Here is a 17,738-nt window from a genome sequence, read left to right as displayed (position 1 = left end):
AATGCAGTTGGAATTTACCGAACAACAAACACAATTGAAAGCCGAGCTAAGACAATACTTTGAAGACTTTATGACTGAAGAGCTCAAGGCCGAGCTGTTTGACCCCTCCCGCCGCGAAGGCGGCGGCCCCCGGTGGCGTGAAGGTCTGCGCAAGTTGGGGCGCGATGGCTGGATCGGTCTGGGTTGGCCCAAAGCCTTTGGTGGCCAGCAACGCAGTGCCATTGACCAGTACATCTTTACCGAGGAAGTACAACGGGCGGGTTTCCCCTACCCCTTTTTGACAACCGAATCGGTGGGCCCCACCATCGCTCGCTTTGCCAGTGAAGAAATGAAGGTCGACATTATTCCCCGCATTCTGGCCGGCGAGGTAAACATCTGTATTGGTTATTCAGAGCCGGGCGCCGGCACTGATCTGGCGTCTCTAAAAACCCGTGCGGAACGCGACGGTGATGAGTACGTCATCAATGGGCAAAAAATCTTTACCAGCCTGGCGGAGAGCTCCGACTATGTGTGGCTGGCGGCCAGAACAGACAATCACCCGGATACCCCCAAGCACAAGGGCATCTCCATGTTTCTGATTCCCTTTGATACGCCGGGAATCAGCTTCACCCCCATCTACACGCTGGGCGGTGTGCGCACCAATACCACCTATTACGAGAATGTGCGTATACCGGTCAGCATGCGAGTGGGCGAAGAAAACACCGGCTGGAAGATGATCACCAGTCAGCTTAATCGCGAACGTCTGGCGCTGGTTACACACGGTGCCCTTTGCAAGCTCTTCACCAGCGTATGCCAGTGGTGCCGCGACACACACCTGCCTAATGGTGAGCGGGTGATTGATCAAGCCTGGGTACAATCGCGGCTCGCCCAGGTGCAGGTTCACGCCGAAGCTCTCAAGCTGCTGTGTTACAAACAGGCTTGGGCCATTGACCAGGACAACCTGAATATGGCAGACGCATCTGCCGCCAAAGTCTATGGGTCAGAAATGTTTATCGAGGCCTATCGCGCCTTGATGGAAGTGATCGGCGAAGGCTCACTGCTAAGTCGGGCGTCACAAAAGGCGGTGTTGGATGGTCATCTGGAGCAAATGTATCGAGTGGCGTCAGTGCTCACCTTTGGTGGTGGCACCAACGAAATCCAGCGCGACATTATTTCCGCGGCGGGGCTGATGATTCCCCGCGCCAGCCGATAAGGAGACAACACCATGGATTTCACACCGACAGAATCCCAATTGGAAATCCGCCAACTGAGCGAAAAAATCTTTCGTGAAAACGTTGACACGGACCGACACCGGGAACTGGAAGCCATCGAGGGCGACGATAAATACGATGCCCGCCTCTGGCGTACTCTGGGTGACGTGGGTCTACTGGGATTGCCCGTCAAACCGGACTGCGGCGGTATGGGCATGAGCTTTAGCGAGCTTTGCATCGTCATTGAAGAAGCCGGCAAAGTACTCGCCCCCATTCCCCTGGTTGTCAGCAGCATCTGCACACTGGCTCTGCAAAAATATGGCGATGCCGCCCTGCAACCGGTGCTGGCAAGCCTGGCAACGGGGCAATGCTGCGCATCCCCCGCCCTGATCGAATGGAGCCCCCACCAGCTTGAGACACCAACCACTCAGGCACAACAAATCGGCGATGAATGGCAACTCGAAGGCAGAAAAATCAATGTCAGCTACGCGGACAACGTGGACTACTTTTTGGTCAGCGCCAGCTGTGAACATCAGGCCGGTTTGTTTTTGGTGAATGCACAACAGGACGGACTTGAATGCGAGCCCCTGCACAGCAATACCGGAGAGCCCCTGTATGCCCTCACCCTCAAGAACGTCAAAGCGGCCCAAAAACTGGGAGACGCCGAGGCACTGCGTTATCTGGTACAACACTACACTGCGGCACTGTGCAGCTATCAGGTGGGTTGCCTGGATAGCATGTTGTCCATGACCTCAGCCTATGTCGCCGAGCGGGAGCAGTTTGGGGTTAAGGTGGGCACCTTCCAAGCTGTGGGGCACCGAGCCGCCAACTGCTTTATCGACTTGAGCTGTCTGCGTCTGGTTACCCAACAGGCAGTCTCCCTGCTCAGTGAACAACGCAACGCTGACATCGCCGTCCGCATCGCCAAGTGCTGGGCAGCAGACGCCGGGCACCGCGTCAGCTATGCCAGCCAACACTTGCACGGGGGTATCGGCGCCGACCGCGACTACGGCCTTTGGCGTTACGCCACTCACAGCAAAATGGTGGAACTGACCCTGGGCGGCGCTGCCATGCACCTTCAGGCACTGGGCCAACACCTGGCCGATGGCAATATCAATATCGAGTGATGAGGATAACCGTAGAATGCAGATAACCATCGTCTGCGGCAGCCATCGCCGCGCTTCGCAAACTCGCAAAATTGCGGATGCTATCTACGCGTGTTTGCTACAACACCAACTGTGCGAACAGGCGAACATTTTCGATCTCGCCGACTCCCCCCTGCCACTCTGGGACGAGGCTTGTTGGCAACAGGATGATACCTGGCAGCAACGGCTGGCCCCCTGGTCCTCCAAACTGCGAAGCAGCGACGCCCTGGTGATCGTCTGCCCGGAATGGCACGGCATGGTGCCGGCAGCACTCAAGAACTTCTTCCTGATGTGGAGCGGGGGCGAGCTGGCCCACAAGCCGGCTCTGATTGTGGCCGTCTCATCCACCGATGGCGGTGCCTACCCGGTAGCGGAATTGCGCATGAGCAGCTACAAAAACAATCGCATTTGTTACCTGCCCGAGCATTTGATCGTCCGCAATGTGGAGTCTGTATTCAACCCCCACCCGGAAGAAAACAGCGATACGGCACAACCCTATTTTGAAAGCCGTTTGCGCTACTGCCTGGAGCTGTTGCGCGAATACGCACAGGCCTTCCGTACGATTCGCCGCAGCGGCAAAACCGACCTGTCGGTGTTCCGCAGCGGCATGTGATTTACCCTGGAGAACTTGTTATGCGTAAATGGGAATGTATTACCTGCGGCTGGGTCTACGATGAAGCACTGGGCCTGCCAGACGACGGCATCGCGCCTGGCACCACCTGGGAGGATGTGCCCGAGGATTGGTATTGCCCGGAGTGTGGGGTGAGCAAGGAGGATTTTGAGATGGTGGAGGTTTGAAGGACTAGGTTTTACAGTGTATTTATCAACAGCTCGAATCAATATTGGATTCAATAACGTCATTCAGTCTGTAAGCAGCGTTTCGACCGGAACTCACTGTTGGAACCATGATACCTTTGTTGACCAAGTCGGCAAGATCCCGTTTTGATGTGACAGGCGCAACGTGGATCTTAGCTGCTTCGAGAATTTTAGTGTAGCGCTTATTGCTTATGTTCCCCTCGAATTCGCTGCCTTCATCCAGCACCTTATTAATCAGCAATTTTTGCCGTGCATTGATATCGTGGGAACGGTACCTATCCCAGAATTGCGTTTTACGAATAATGTCATTGGCATAGACAAGAGATTGGCTGGCCGCATCGCCAATAGCCTCAATAAAAAAAGCAACCCATTGTCCTAGTGGACGAAGTCCCTTTTGACAGGACTCCAAATGCCCGTAGTATGCCTCTCTGTGCTGTTTGCTACTCATTAAGGCACCAGAAAAGCTGTATAAGCGGTGCGGATGATGCTCGGCTTGCGCTATGGCCAAATCGGAAATAAGTCGACACAAGCGTCCATTGCCGTCTTCATAAGGGTGAATCGATACAAACCAATAGGTTGCGATAGCGGCCCGAACGTACGACGGTTTGCTAGCGGAGCTATTGAACCACGTGAGGAAACGATCCATTTCCTGTGGAACCTGGTGGGTCGGGGGAGCCTCGTAGTGCACTTTTGCAGTTCGCCCACCCCTGCGCTCACTGACAACCTGCATAGGGGATGGGTCTGTGCGATAAAATCCCACATCAATAGGTGCTCCATAACAGTTCCGCCCTGTTGGAAACAACGCGGCCTGCCATTGATGCAATCTATCGTGAGTTAACGGCTCCTGGTAATTCAGCGTTGCGTCGATCAGGTTGGCTACGATACCCTCCGTGGATTGTGCGCTTGAACGCCCCTCCTCCAGTTGATGCTCCAACCCCAATCGCCTCGCAATGGAAGAACGCACGGAGTCCCTGTCGAGTATCTCACCTTCTATTTGCGAAGTGGTTATCGACTCCTGTTCCAACAGGATCGCCTGTAGTTGCTGCCGGTCGTTCGCGGAGATGCGTTCTGACAACTGTTCAATTTTTGATACTCTACGCACAGCCAACTCAAGCTCTTCGCCGACAGCGAAGTCTCGCGGGGTCCACTCACCCCACTCGGATCTTTGCCAAACCCAGGTCCATTCCGCCATCAGCTGCTCACTATGATACGATTACCCTCTTTAAACGTATCATCTAATGATACGTTTAGCAACGGAAAATGTATCATTCAATGCGCAAAATTGTGGTTGACCTTCATAGATGCATCCGGAATCATTACAGGATGAAATTAGATACGACGCGCCAGTACTTTCGAATTATTACCATCATTCCATAGGAATGGTGGGCTTTGACGCGTCAGTCGCTTATCAAACCCGCCCAAGAGGCGGGTTTTTTATTGTCAGCTTCTTGGGCTCTTACTCAAGCACAGGAAGCAAAAATGAAAAAAGTAGCAGTCTTTGGCAATACCGGTGGCGGCAAGTCTACATTGGCTAGACAATTGGCCGTTGCCAGCGGTCTTCCGCTGCATTCTCTGGACAAGATCAAATACCGTCCGGGAGGAGAGGAAGTCCCCCACGATGAATACCTGAACGTGCATTCGGAACTCCTCCGTCAGGATCGATGGATCATCGATGGCTTTGGCTGTGTTGCTTCAGCCTGGGAACGCTTTTCCGCAGCGGACACATTGGTTTATATCGACCTGCCTTTATTAACACACGGCATGTGGGTGACAAAGCGTTTCTTGAAAGGCTTGTTTCTTAATCCAGAAGGTTGGCCCGAGAATAGCCCGATAGTAAAAAGCAGCCTGAATAGCTACAAGATACTTTGGCTATGCCATAAAAAATTAACTCCTGCCTATCGACAACTTGTTACTGACTCCATGGAATCGAAGCAGGTTTATCATTTAACGTCGCCTGTTGCTATAGCAGAGTTTCTCAAAAGACAGCGATTAGACTGACGCCCCCGCACCGTTTTACGACGGCCACTCTATTGATGATACTCCACGGTGGCCCGGATAAATGGTTCTATGAATGTAGGCCCAACTGCGAAAAAGGAGGTGAGATGAGGTGCGGTGTCTCCATCAGCACGTTAATTGAGGGTTCCGAGCCTTCGTTCGTTCTATTAAGTAGTCTCGATGCCGGCAAATAGCTATCACTTCAAGGGATCGAGCACTCATATTGACCTAAAAACGAACAATAATGCCTTGAACCTGACCCAATCGTCCTTGAAAAATCCCGCAGCGCTTATCGTGATCATCGCCCTGGTGATAACGTTCGGGCTATTGAGCATCCTCAAGCTGCCCACACAGCTGCTGCCGGACATCGAGCGCCCGCAGATCACCATTACCACCAGCTGGCGCGCGGCGGCGCCGGAGGAGATGGAATCGGTAATCATTGAACCCCAGGAGAATGTGCTCAAGAACACAGTCGGCATCGACAACATGACCTCCAGCATCCAACCGGGGTTTGGCGAAATCACTCTGACGTTCAACATCGGCACCGACATGCAGGAAGCCATGTTGAATGTCATCAACAACCTCAACCAGGCTCCCGCCCTGCCCCTGGATGCCGATGAACCTATCGTCACCAGCGGTGCCGGTCGGGACGGCATTACCGTCGCCTCGCTATTGGTCAAGGCACTGCCCGGCAGTGGCATCAAGGATCTGGGGGAGTTTCAGCAGCTGATTGAAGATGTGGTGGAGCCCAGGCTCAAGCAGGTCAAGGGCGTCAGCAAGGTCAATCTCAACAGCAGGCGCCCCCGTGAAGTGCGTATCGAGTTCGACCCGCACCGGCTGGCCAGTCTGCAATTGCAGCTTGGCGATATCGTCCGCGCCGTAGCCCGGTCTACGGACGCATCCGGCGGCTTTGCAGATGTGGGGAGGCGAAAGTACACAGTTCGATTTGCCGGCCAGTACGATCTCAACTCCCTCGACCAGATGATTATCGGCTGGAGTGATCAGCGCCCCATCTACCTCGCAGATGTGGCCAGTGTCAGAGAAACACTGGCGGACGCCACCGCCTTTACCTTGCGCAATGGTGACCCTGCCTACTATTTGACCCTTAACCGGGCCAGCGGTGCCAACACCGTGGAGCTGCTGGACGCTGTCAATCGCGCCATTGCAGAGCTTAACCAAGGGCCGCTGGCTCAGGTGCAACTGGCCCTCGATTTGAGTTTTGATTCCTCCGTACACATCCGCAATGCCATTGCCCTGGTACAAAGCAATCTGGGGTTGGGTGTGATATTGGCGCTGGTCGTGTTGTGGTTATTCTTGCGCGGAGTCAGAACCACCCTGCTGATCGCGCTGACCATTCCCGTGTCCCTGATGGTGTCGTTCCTGATACTCAATGCACTGGGTCGCAGTCTTAACGTAATCTCCCTTGCCGGCCTCGCGTTTGCCGTGGGCATGGTGCTGGATGCGGCCATTATCGTACAGGAAAACATCGTCCGGCTGAGGTTGTCCGGTGCGGGGAGAACGGAATCGGTATTGAGGGGAGCCACCCAGGTCACCCCCGCGTTGTTTGCCTCAACGGTGACCAGCGTCGCCATCTTCCTGCCCATCCTGTTTATGCAGGGTATAGAGGCGCAGCTTTTCTCAGATTTGGCCATCGCGCTCTCCAGCTCAGTGATCGCTTCGTTGCTGGTAGCCATTACCGTGCTGCCGGTAGCCAGCCACTACTGGCTCAGCCATGAGCTTCGCCCTGACCGGCTGGCGAAATACTGGGACAGACTCACCCGGTTGATCATGTTACTCACCAATACCAATCATAAGCGCCGTCTGTGGATCGGAGGCTTGTTGCTGGGCTCTGTTGTCCTGGTGCTACTGTTATTACCCAAAGCCGACTTTCTTCCCCGCGCCCCCACGGATGGCTTTTACTACAATCTGGATATGCCCGCCGGTGGCAATCTGGCGTTTATCGAAGAGGAAATTAGCCGTCGTGTCGTAGAGAGAATCACCCCCTTTATGCATGGCGAGGCCGAGCCGCCCATTAAGAGCTACAACTTTTACAGCTTTGGCGCCGGTGGCGGCGGGTTTATTTATTCTGAGGATCCGCTGCGCACTGAAGAGCTTATGGCCGTCGCGCGCGAGAAAATCTTTAGCAACCTGCCTGATACCCAGTACTACCTGTTTCGGGGTTCCATGCTGGATTCCGCCGGCGTCATTGCCCGCCGTGCTATCGATATCGACATCCAGGGCTCCGATATCGAATCGCTGATGGCCGCCGCCGTTGCGGGTCAGAACGCCGTCAAGCAATACCTGAACGAAGCAACCAGTCGTCCGGTACCTGGGCTGGATTTACAGGAACCGGAATTGCGACTTATCCCTAAAGACCGGCGCATCACCCAATCAGGGGTGGACCGCCAGACGATTGCCGATGCGGTACGTGCCATGACCAGCGGTTTGTTCGTGAGCGAGTATTTCGATGGCAACGACCGCCTGAACGTGATTCTGCGTGGTGAGACTTGGAGCACCCCTGAACAACTGGCTGAGTTGCCCATTCATACCCCGTTAGCGGGTATCCAGACTCTGGGGGAGTTAACCACCATGACTCGCACCGTTGGCCCCAGCGAACTGCGGCGGGTCGATGCCCAACGTACGGTGACCTTGGAAGTCAGCCCGCCCACAGATATGCCTCTGGAAGTGGCACTGGAGCTGATCAGCGACAAGGTATTGCCGGAGATTCAGGCACAGCTGCCGGAGGATGCCGGCATTCGTCTCAGCGGCAGCGCTGATCAATTACAGGGGGCCATTCAAGAGTTGTCCATCAACTTTGTTTCTGCTCTGTTTATTCTGTTTCTGATTATGGCCGCGCTGTTTCGCTCCGCCATTGACAGCATGATCGTACTGACGGTAATGCCAGTGGCTGCCGCCGGAGGTACCCTTTCACTGTGGTTGCTGAATCTGGTCACCTATCAATCCCTGGATCTGCTTACCATGATTGGTTTTATCATCCTGTTGGGCCTGGTGGTAAACAACGCGATTCTGCTGGTGGACCATACTCGCCGGGGCGAAGCCGAGGGGTTGAATCGAACCACCGCCGTTGCCCAGGCGGTTAGGCTGCGCGCCCGTCCTGTATACATGAGTACGCTCACCAGTTTGTTCGGAATGTTGCCACTGATGATTGTGCCCGGTGTCGGCGCGGAGATTTATCGGGGCCTCGCGGCTGTTATCGTTGGCGGCCTGGCGGTCAGTGCAGTGTTCACATTGGTATTGTTACCCAGTTTGTTGCAACTGGGGCAGGAACACGCCGTGGCAGAGAAATCCAACTCAAGTGGCAATGATCCGTCGCCCTCAGAGCGGGCTGCTACGTAGCAGCGGGCTCTGACCGCGACAATGAGTGAGATATTGCGCATACAAACGGTCGCCCTCGGGCTGCTACAGAAAATAGTCCAAATTAGCTTTTATTCAGCGGAAATATTATGAAAGTACATTCAGCCATAGAACTCGCTTTGTCATCCACTTTTGTCGTGTTGATAAACCTGGTGCTTGCCGTCGGCGTTAACGGACAATCGCTGCCTGTTGTCAGGGTAGAGAGTGTGGTTTCTTCGCCAGTTAACCCGATTCTGTCGTTGACTGGCAATGTCCACAGCCGTGCCTTGTTGCCCGTTACAGCAGGGATTGACGCGCAGCTAAGCTGGATTGCCGAGCCCGGTGATCGAATCGCCAAGGGTGAGGATGTGGTCAGATTTAATGCACAACCACTACGGTTATTGCAGGCGGAACAGCAGGCATTGATTGCCCGCGACCAGATTCAACTCAGTTACCTGAACCGTGAACTGAAACGTATGCAATCGCTGCATAAACGCAAGAATGTGTCCGAGGATGAGCTTGAAGAAGTACAGTCCCGCCGCGACATTGCACAGCAAGAGCTGGCGGTGGCCAGAGCCCGGCTGGCCATCATCGAAGAGCGATTGGGACGAACCCGTGTCACCTCACCGTTTAACGGCATCGTGGTGGAACGCAACCATCGTGAAGGCGAAGATGTGAGCCGCGGAGACGAGCTGCTGAAGTTACAACAGGCCGACCAGCTGGAGCTGAGGCTGTTCGTGCCGGTCAAACATCTGGCCTCTCTGGCGCCTGGCCAACAGGTAGCGGTATTCCGGCAAAAGGCCAGGGGCAACAAAGTGGCAGCGAATATTCGCAGCATTGTGCCAAGTGCTGATTCCCGTTCACAGACGGTGGAAGTGAGAATTGACCTGAAGCAGGATGGCGGGCTCAATTGGATTCCGGGGGAATTGCTGAGAGCGGAAATCGGCTTGCCCGCCGAGACCGGTCAGCTGGCCGTACCCCGAGACGCCATTTTGATCCGCAGTAGCGGGACCTTTGTTGTGGTTATTGATGACCAAAAAATGGCCCATCGCATTGCCGTGCAACTGGGACGCGCTAAGGACCAATGGATCAATATTCGCTCGGACAGTGAATACCTTAAGGCCGGTAACCATGTGGCCGTACGAGGGGCTGAACGCCTGAATCAGGGCCAACAGGTAACGATTGGCAATAGTTGATCTGTCGTAGCAGCCCGCTCCGAGCGGCGACTGGTATTGGCACTGAATTATCTCTACCCCAGTCCGTAGGGTGGATTAGCAAAGCGTAATCCACCTTTCAGACTGAATTATTTCTACCCAAGTCGCGGTCAGAGCGCGCTGCTACAGTACCATTTCCGCCATCGCCCGCAACAGTTGTTTATCGCCAAAGATGTTCAAGGTAGTCACTCGAGAGCGCTTCCAGTCCTGTATTTTTTCGGCAATCCTGGGTAGCGGGCCCGACAGTGAGATTTCATCGGCAAAGGCATCCGGTACCGCAGCAATGGCCGCCTCCCGGTCCCCCTGCAAAAACAACTCCTGAATCCGATTGGCTTCTTCTTCGAAACCCATACGGGCCATCAGCTCTTTATGAAAGTTGCGTTTCTTTGAGCCCATGCCTCCCACGTAAAACCCCAACATACCCTTTACCGGAGCCAGCGCCTGTTGCACATTATCGTCAACATTTACCATCGCCATGGCGGTAATTTCGAAATCATTGCTGGCGTTCTTGAGTTGATCTTTATACACGGATTCTCGATAGGGAGAGTAGTACAGCGGCAACCAACCATCGGCAATCTCCACGGTTTGCGTCACGTTTTTGGGCCCTTCCGCACCGATAAAGATCGGTAACTCAGGGCGCAGTACGGCAGTATTGGTACGCAGGGGTTTACCCATACCCCACCCATTGTCGCCCCGATAGGGCAGTGGATAGTGTTCCCCATCACAGCTCACGGGTCCTTCCCGTCTGAGAACCTGACGGATTATGTCCACGTACTCCCGCGTTCTCGCCAACGGCTTACTGAAGGCCTGGCCGTACCAGCCCTCGACAACCTGCGGCCCCGAAACACCGAGACCCAGAATCATTCGACCGCCACTCAGGTAATCCAGCGTTAGTGCATGCATTGCGGTAGCGGTTGGTGTGCGGGCAGACATTTGCACCACCGAGGTGCCCAATCGAATGCGCTCTGTCTGTGCGCCGATCCAGGCCAACGGGGTAAACACATCGCTGCCCCAGGATTCACCGGTCCATACGGAATCGAAACCCAGCCTTTCGGCCTCTATCGCAAGCTCCGCCTGACTGTTGCCGGGGCATCCCTTGGTCCAGTAGCCCAACTGCAGGCCCAGCTTTAAGTCGCCCATTGCTTCTGTTCCTCATTCGATAAGAGCAAGCCCACAGACTAGGGCATAGTGCGCTGCCGAATAAACCGTGCGCCCTGCCCTTGGCCGCCAAAAACCACCTGATGTCCCGCCAGCACATCAATCTGGTGCAAAGCCACCAGTCACTTTTCTTATGCTATATCCTCAAACCAATAAAAGTGATTTCGCCATGGATATCGTCAAATCATTAGTTCCGTCTTGCGACAGCGAGCAAGGCAACACACAAATGCATCAGGTTTTTAATAACCAGAAAAGCGCCTATCAGCGTAACCCTAATCCGAGTGCCAATACGCGCATTGATCGTATCAACCGGGTTATCGATTTAATTACCAGCAACCAGAAAGAACTGATCAACGCCACCTCTATGGATTTTGGGCATCGCTCTAGTCATCAGGCTCAGATTGCCGACATTATGGCAACGCTGAACAGCCTCAAGTACAGCCGCGATCACCTCAAAGACTGGATGAAGGCCGGTACCAAACCGGTTATGAAACCGCTAAGCTGGTTTGGCGCACGGGCCAAGGTGCACTATCAACCCAAAGGCGTGGTGGGAAATCTTTCCACCTGGAATTTTCCCGTGTACGTATCGCTAGTGCCTCTGGCCGGCATTCTGGCGGCCGGTAATCACTGTATGATCAAACTGTCTGAGCTGACGCCTGCCACCTCAGAGCTGACCTTCCAACTTCTGCAGCAGTACTTCGACGAAAGCGAAGTCGCTGGCGTACTCGGTGGTCCCGAAGCCGGAGCGGAATTTTCATCGTTGCCGTTTGACCATCTTATGTTTACCGGAGGCACCCATATCGGTCGATCCGTGATGCGCTCTGCATCGGCCAACCTGACACCGGTAACGCTGGAGCTGGGTGGCAAGTCTCCGGTCGTTATCAGCCGCAGCGCCGATTTGAAAATGGCGGCGGAACGGATCATTAACGGCAAAATCATTAATATGGGGCAAGTGTGTTTGTCTCCGGATTACTGCTTCGTGCCCGAAGAGTCACGCGAAGAGCTGGTTCAGCATATGAGGGATCACTTCGGTAACCTATTCCCTACTTACCTGAACAACCCGGACTGTACCTCAGTGGTCAATCAACGGCACTATCAGCGTATTCTGGATTATCTGGAGGATGCAGTTCAAAAAGGAGCACAGGTTGAGGCATTGAACCCCGCCGGAGAATCACACTTGCAACAGAAAAAAAGTTGCCACAAACTGCCCTTGCATCTTGTCTGGAACGTGAATAACGATATGAAAATCATGCAGCAGGAGATTTTTGGTCCCGCCATCTGCATTCAAACTTATCGTTCAATGGATGAGGCCGTTAACTATATTAATGCTCATCCGCGTCCCCTGGCGCTATACTACTTTGGCAGGGATGCCACCGAGGAACGCCGAATGGTGGAAGAGACTCATAGCGGCGGCATTGCGATCAACGATGTAATGACTCACGTCAGCTGCGAAGAGTTGCCCTTTGGCGGCATCGGCCCATCCGGCATGGGCTATTACCATGGCCATGAGGGCTTTCTCACCTTCAGTCACAAGAAATCCGTTTACCGACAGTCAAGAGTTAACTTTATGGCACTGGCGGGGATGCTTCCTCCTTACACCAACAAGCTGCAGAAGCGACTGGACTCAATGACGAACTACCCGGGGTGAAATATCCCAGTAGCAGCGCGCTCTGAGCGCGACCGGTCGCCCTCGGAGCGGGCTGCTACTGGGAATCGTACCATGGAAAATCGTACCAAGGGGAACCCTGCCAAAATGGCGTTATTAGTGTTAATCCAATTTGAAAACACGTGCTGCGTTGCGGTATAAGAACTTGTCCCATACTTCCTCGCGCAAAGGAACATCCGTCATTTCGCGGAAGATTCGCTCCAGAGACAAGCCCATGGGGAAATAGCCCGCGTACATCACCTTGTCAGAACCCCGCGTATTGGCAAAGTGAATAATATCTTTGGGGTAGTGCTTGGGCGCAAAAGCACTGGTCATGTAATAGAGGTTCGGGTACTTAAGCATCAGCTTCCAGGCCACATCCGTCCAGGGCTCACAGCCATGTCGAGTGACCACCTTGAGCTCCGGAAAGAACCACAACACCTCATCCAGCAGTTCGACCTTCTGGGGCTGAAACGGCAAACGCGGTCCAGGTATACCCATACACGGGCAAAACGGCAGGTCCAGCTCCACCAGTTTGGCGTAAATCGGATACCATTTTTTGTCGTTTACGGGTACCGGCGGGCAGATCATCGCCGGCGATGCAGTCACAGCTTTGATATCAAACTCTTCATGTAGCCGAACAATCTTCCGGACTTCTTCCATTCCACCATTAGCGTTAGCCTCATAGGAGGCAAAGAAACGATCCGGATGCCTGCGCACTGCTGTTTCGTTAAGTCCGCCAAAGGAGCCGACATTGAGCATGGCTTTACGAATGTTAAAGCGGTCCATCTGCTCCAGAGTGTAAGCGATGTAATCCTCTTCGTCGCTAACATCCGGAATATCCTTAAACATGTACTGTGCTGGCATGCGAAATTGATTTCGGCTTTCTTCATCCATCAGCATAGGCTTAATCCATTCGTAAGCGGGGCGATCACCGCCTCCGGGAATGGACATCATTAAATCGATGACTCGACCTTCAACTGGCATACTCATAATATCAACGCCTATACTTCGTAAACTGGAGTCCGCTCTTGCTGGCGGGCTTTAATGGCTTCTTCAAAATTGCCTGTGGTGAGTTTCATATAGAGTTGTGCATGGCTTTCATGGTTCATATGAGTGTGCAGACTGCTGGCATTGATACCGGCCCACAACAGTTGTTTGGTCAGTTCTACCCCAAGGTGACTGAACGACATTATGCGACGGGCGACGTCCAGACAACGGGACATCAGTTCATCCCCGGCAACGGTCTCGGAGACCAGACCAATTCTCGCCGCCTCTTCGGCATCCACGTCACGACCACTTAACATAATTTCAAACGCGCGGGTGGAGCCTATGGCTCTGGGCAGATGATAACTCAGACCCAGCTCTGCCGCCGTCAGCCCGTTGTTGATACCGGCCGCACGAAAACAGGCGCTTTGGGCCGCTATGCGTATGTCTGTACACATTGCCAGGCAAAAACCACCGCCAATGGCCGGGCCGTTGATCGCCGCGATCACCGGTTGATGGGCCTGCTGGATACTGTGCACCACGTTGTCCAGAATCCTCATGGCTCGGCGGGCAATAGCGGGACGCTTGAGACCCTTAAAGCTGGGTAGAAAACCCGCGTCCTGCAGATCCGCACCGGCACAAAAACTGCTGCCCGCACCGGTAAGAATAATCACACGGCAGTTGTTGTCTTCACTGACCGTTTGCAGAGCTTCTGCCAACGGCTCCATCACGTCGAACGCCATGGCATTCATTCGTTCCGGACGGTTGAGAGTTATTCGAGTGATACCTTCTTCAGGCTGATCCAGATTGATAAATTGATTCATGTTTGTCTCCTACAACATCTTCTTTTTGGGCTGCCTTCTTCACGCTGCACTCAACACCATGTCGGCACATTTTTCTGCGACCATAATGGTCGGCGCATTGGTATTGCCACCGATAATGGTGGGCATAATGGATGCATCACAAATTCGCAATCCTTCCACACCGTGCACCTTTAGGTCCGGCCCCACCACTGCCAAATCGTCGTTCCCCATCTTGCAGGTCCCTACCGGGTGGTAAACCGTATCGCTGGTGTTCTTGATCATTTCCCGGAGTTCACCTTCGTCTGTACTCTCCAGTCCGGGAGTAATGACACCGTCTACCAACCCGTTCCAGTGATGGGCATGCATAATTTCCCGCCCCATATCCAGAGCTGACAACATCTTGTTCCAGTCCCGTTCATTATCGAGAAACGCGAAATCCACGAGGGGCTTGTCCAGTGGATTGTTGGACGCCGGTTTCACGCTGCCTCGGGAATATGGGCGTAAATTGCAAGCCCTTAGTGTTACCCCATGCTGTTTCGGCAGTGGATCCGTCAGGTATTCCATATTGGCAGGTATAAAGTGAAACTGAATGTCGGGCCGGTCTTCGTCGTCGTTACTGCGCCAGAAGGCACCACCCTCGATGCCGCATTTGGCAGCGAGACCGGTTTTGCGCCAGAGATACTCCAGCCCTACCAAAATATTACTGGGAAAACGGGCGTACTTGTTGAGGGCAATCGGTTGGTTGATGGACCAGTTCAGTTTCAGATCCAGATGCTCTTGCAGATTGCCGCCAACGCCGGGCAATTCAACTTTTGTGTCCATTCCGACTGCGGCAAGATCGTCAGGGTGACCAATACCAGACATCTGCAACAAGTGGGGGCTTTTAATCGCACCGCAGCTAACGATGATTTCCCGACTGGCGGACGCTCGAAGAACGCTTCCCCTGTGGCTGTACTCGACGGCACAGGCCCGGTCTTTTTCAATAATCAGCCGAACAGCTTCGGACTCTGTCCTGATCGTCAGATTGGGCCTCATTCGCGCCGGCTTAAGAAAAGCGTTGGCGCTGCTGCACCTGACGCCATTGTCGATAGTCGACTGATACAGACCGACTCCGTCCTGGTGCTCGCCGTTAAAATCATCGTTACGGCTCATGCCCGCCCGCGCGCCCGCATCCACCCAGCGGGAGAAGAGCTCCAACCCCGAACTCGGGTCTGACACCTTCAGTTCCCCGGCACCGCCGTGGTACTTACTCTCGCCGCGACAGTTGCCCTCGCTTTTTTTAAAGTAGGGTAATATCTCTTTGTAGGACCAGCCTTCGTTACCGGCTTCGGCCCAGTCATCGTAGTCCTTAGCGTGGCCCCGAATGTAAACCATGCCGTTCACCGCGCTGGAGCCGCCTAGTGTTTTACCTCTCGGTACCGGCATTACCCGTCGATTCATCCCCTGTTGCGGTGTTGAGTTGAACTTCCAGTTGAGTTGGTCACTTTTTAACGCGTGGGCACAACCACCCGGCATATGAATCATGGGGCTTTTATCGCTGACTCCCGCCTCCAGCAGTAAAACACGGTTGTTCGGGTCTTCCGACAGGCGATTGGCCAGCAGGCATCCCGCCGACCCTGCGCCAACGATAATGTAATCAAACATGATTCCCCCTGGAATTGATATTGCAGTGCCGGCCCAGTATATCCAACCCATCGAGCGAACAAAGTAACCGCTGGGACCATGGCCGCTCAGCATATCGCTTTGTCCGGTGAACAGTCCGGACGTGGCCCCTGTCCTCAATCGACTTGCATTCGTCCGCTAGAGAATCACTACTTTTCTTTATAGGACGCGGGCGCTATGACACGGTATTGAGAGAATTCAGGAGCTGCATATCGAAGTTGAGGACACCATGAAAAAGCACGCCAATCCCTATCCGTTCGGATGGTTCAAAATCGCATACTCGAAGGATCTGGAGGTCGGGCAGGTCAAACCCATTCACTATTTTGGCCGAGAATTGGTACTGTTTCGGACTGAGTCCGGTAGCCCCAGGGTACTGGATGCCTATTGTCCTCATCTGGGTGCGCATTTGGGCTACAGCAACCACGAACATACCGGCCGCCCCGGGCCGGTGGTGGGTGACAGTATTGTTTGCCCCTTTCACGGTTGGCAGTTTAATGGCGCAGGGGAATGCACGCATATTCCTTACGCCAAGCGCAAGCCGCCACGTGCTTGCGACCAGGCCGTCATCAACGCTTGGTCAGTGGAGGAAAAAAACCAGTGTATTTGGTTATGGTTTCACCCCGAAAATGAAAAGCCCATGTTTGAGGTCGTTGATATTCCAGAGGCCGCTCCCGGCAATGAGGAGTGGAGCGACTTTGAGATTCATGAGTGGGAGCTGAAGGCCAATATACAGGATGTTGCCGAAAACGGGGCAGACCCCGCACACTTTTATTATGTTCATGGTACCGCAGAGATGCCCAGTTCGGATACTGAGGTGGAATTTAATGGCCACCAGCGTCGCAGCGTGATCCGCAGCCGTATGAAAACGCCGAAGGGTGTTATCGACGGACAGATTGAGGCCGTGGGCAATGGCCCCGGACAGAGTTACACGCGCTTTAGCGGGATCTGCGAAACCGTGCTGGTGGGTGGGTTGGTTCCGATCGACGAAGAAAGGTTGAAGATCAGTTTCTCCTTTTTAAAGAAGCGGGTTAACGGCGAAGTCCCTGAGGGTGGCGTGAGCCAGGCCATTATTCGGGATATCTGCAAGCAATTGGAAGAAGATTCGGTGATCTGGGAGCATAAGACCTATCATGAGCGCCCGCTGCTGTGCGATGGCGATGGCCCTATTGCCAAGTTACGCAAGTGGTTTGGGCAATTTTACCAGGTCGCCTGATTGAGCGGACGGGGCAGAGGTGGTTTCTTTTGACAATGTAATGACCACCTTATGCCATTGCCGCTGGATACGGGTTATTTAACATTCTTGAGGCAGTGGGTATTTCCTGCTTAAATTATGTTAGTTCTGGCATCTTATTTCAGGTGTAGCTGATGAGAAAGAACAAAATCACTTTTTATCTTGATCGGATGAAGGCTCGGGGATTCTCCCATCAGCAGGTGCTGGAGGGAACGGGTCTGACCCTTGAGGCGGTTAATGATGAATGGTTTGTGGCAACGCCTGATTATTATCGCCAGATCATCCGCAATATGCTGGTATTGACCGATGATCCTCATCTTGGGCTGAAGTTGGGGCGTGAGTTTAAGATCAGTGATTTGGGCGTGTTTGGCTACGCCGCACTCAGCAGCGCCAATCTCCGGCAGGCAAAAGGGGAGCGTCTAAAATTCTGTGTCAGGCCGGGTTTAGGCGTTCCCGCATAACATCATAATTCAATAACTTCATCAAGCCGGCCTTCAAAGAATATGGCGAGCTGCGACAGGGTGAGCCCCCAGTTTTG

At 53.8% G+C, this 17,738-nt stretch carries 15 protein-coding genes; 10 read left to right on the top strand and 5 right to left on the bottom strand.

The features are described from left to right. The first annotated feature begins 1 nt into the window (after position 1). From HBA55_RS21185 to HBA55_RS21170, 4 genes are read left to right on the top strand one after another with little or no spacing between them, the layout of a single operon-like run. A complete protein-coding gene (locus tag HBA55_RS21185; protein ID WP_166995600.1) occupies positions 2–1,192 on the top strand; it encodes an acyl-CoA dehydrogenase family protein in 1,191 nt (396 codons plus the stop codon). A 12-nt stretch (positions 1,193–1,204) separates the two neighbouring features. Further along, entirely contained in the window at positions 1,205–2,317 is a 1,113-nt protein-coding gene (locus tag HBA55_RS21180; RefSeq protein ID WP_166995598.1) for an acyl-CoA dehydrogenase family protein, read from the top strand. Between the two features lie 16 nt (positions 2,318–2,333). Then, the gene (locus HBA55_RS21175) at positions 2,334–2,948 is read left to right on the top strand and encodes an NADPH-dependent FMN reductase (protein ID WP_166995596.1); all 615 of its coding nucleotides are present in this window, start codon (positions 2,334–2,336) and stop codon (positions 2,946–2,948) included. A 20-nt stretch (positions 2,949–2,968) separates the two neighbouring features. Continuing rightward, on the top strand, positions 2,969–3,133 hold the full coding sequence (locus HBA55_RS21170) for a rubredoxin (protein WP_166995594.1): 165 nt from the start codon (positions 2,969–2,971) through the stop codon (positions 3,131–3,133). A gap of 25 nt (positions 3,134–3,158) precedes the next feature. Here the strand turns inward: HBA55_RS21170 and HBA55_RS21165 are convergent, their stop codons facing one another. Further along, entirely contained in the window at positions 3,159–4,343 is a 1,185-nt protein-coding gene (locus HBA55_RS21165) for a Fic family protein (protein ID WP_166995591.1), read from the bottom strand. A 197-nt stretch (positions 4,344–4,540) separates the two neighbouring features. Here HBA55_RS21165 and HBA55_RS21160 point away from each other — a divergent pair, with 197 nt between their 5' ends. The 3 genes from HBA55_RS21160 (at position 4,541) to HBA55_RS21150 (ending at position 9,696) form a co-directional block, all read left to right on the top strand. Further along, on the top strand, positions 4,541–5,149 hold the full coding sequence (locus HBA55_RS21160; protein ID WP_206019908.1) for a P-loop NTPase family protein: 609 nt from the start codon (positions 4,541–4,543) through the stop codon (positions 5,147–5,149). A 177-nt stretch (positions 5,150–5,326) separates the two neighbouring features. Further along, positions 5,327–8,503, top strand: a complete 3,177-nt coding sequence (locus HBA55_RS21155; protein ID WP_206019907.1) for an efflux RND transporter permease subunit — start codon at positions 5,327–5,329, stop codon at positions 8,501–8,503. Between the two features lie 107 nt (positions 8,504–8,610). After that, entirely contained in the window at positions 8,611–9,696 is a 1,086-nt protein-coding gene (locus HBA55_RS21150; protein WP_166995590.1) for an efflux RND transporter periplasmic adaptor subunit, read from the top strand. A 141-nt stretch (positions 9,697–9,837) separates the two neighbouring features. Here HBA55_RS21150 and HBA55_RS21145 read toward each other — a convergent pair whose 3' ends face one another. Then, on the bottom strand, positions 9,838–10,854 hold the full coding sequence (locus HBA55_RS21145; RefSeq protein WP_166995588.1) for an LLM class F420-dependent oxidoreductase: 1,017 nt from the start codon (positions 10,852–10,854) through the stop codon (positions 9,838–9,840). Between the two features lie 187 nt (positions 10,855–11,041). Between HBA55_RS21145 and HBA55_RS21140 the strand changes: the two genes are divergently transcribed. Continuing rightward, entirely contained in the window at positions 11,042–12,520 is a 1,479-nt protein-coding gene (locus tag HBA55_RS21140; RefSeq protein ID WP_166995586.1) for a coniferyl aldehyde dehydrogenase, read from the top strand. A 120-nt stretch (positions 12,521–12,640) separates the two neighbouring features. Here the strand turns inward: HBA55_RS21140 and HBA55_RS21135 are convergent, their stop codons facing one another. From HBA55_RS21135 to HBA55_RS21125, 3 genes are read right to left on the bottom strand one after another with little or no spacing between them, the layout of a single operon-like run. Next, positions 12,641–13,510: an amidohydrolase family protein gene (locus tag HBA55_RS21135; RefSeq protein ID WP_166995584.1), complete on the bottom strand. Its 870-nt coding sequence runs from the start codon at positions 13,508–13,510 to the stop codon at positions 12,641–12,643. Positions 13,511–13,521: 11 nt separating this feature from the next. Beyond that, positions 13,522–14,328 carry an enoyl-CoA hydratase gene (locus tag HBA55_RS21130; protein WP_166995582.1) on the bottom strand — a complete coding sequence of 269 codons (807 nt, stop codon included), beginning with the start codon at positions 14,326–14,328 and terminating at the stop codon, positions 13,522–13,524. Positions 14,329–14,367: 39 nt separating this feature from the next. Beyond that, positions 14,368–15,951, bottom strand: coding sequence for a GMC family oxidoreductase (locus HBA55_RS21125; protein WP_166995580.1), 1,584 nt, complete (start codon positions 15,949–15,951; stop codon positions 14,368–14,370). A 247-nt stretch (positions 15,952–16,198) separates the two neighbouring features. Between HBA55_RS21125 and HBA55_RS21120 the strand changes: the two genes are divergently transcribed. After that, entirely contained in the window at positions 16,199–17,182 is a 984-nt protein-coding gene (locus HBA55_RS21120) for a Rieske 2Fe-2S domain-containing protein (RefSeq protein WP_166995578.1), read from the top strand. Positions 17,183–17,334: 152 nt separating this feature from the next. Further along, positions 17,335–17,661 (top strand): AraC family transcriptional regulator ligand-binding domain-containing protein, encoded by a 327-nt coding sequence (locus HBA55_RS21115; RefSeq protein WP_166995576.1) that lies wholly within the window; start codon positions 17,335–17,337, stop codon positions 17,659–17,661. Positions 17,662–17,738 lie beyond the last annotated feature (77 nt).

It is taken from the genome of Pseudomaricurvus alkylphenolicus (assembly GCF_011683955.1).
GTDB lineage: Bacteria > Pseudomonadota > Gammaproteobacteria > Pseudomonadales > Cellvibrionaceae > Pseudomaricurvus > Pseudomaricurvus alkylphenolicus.
This window is presented reverse-complemented; position numbering and strand designations above follow the sequence as displayed.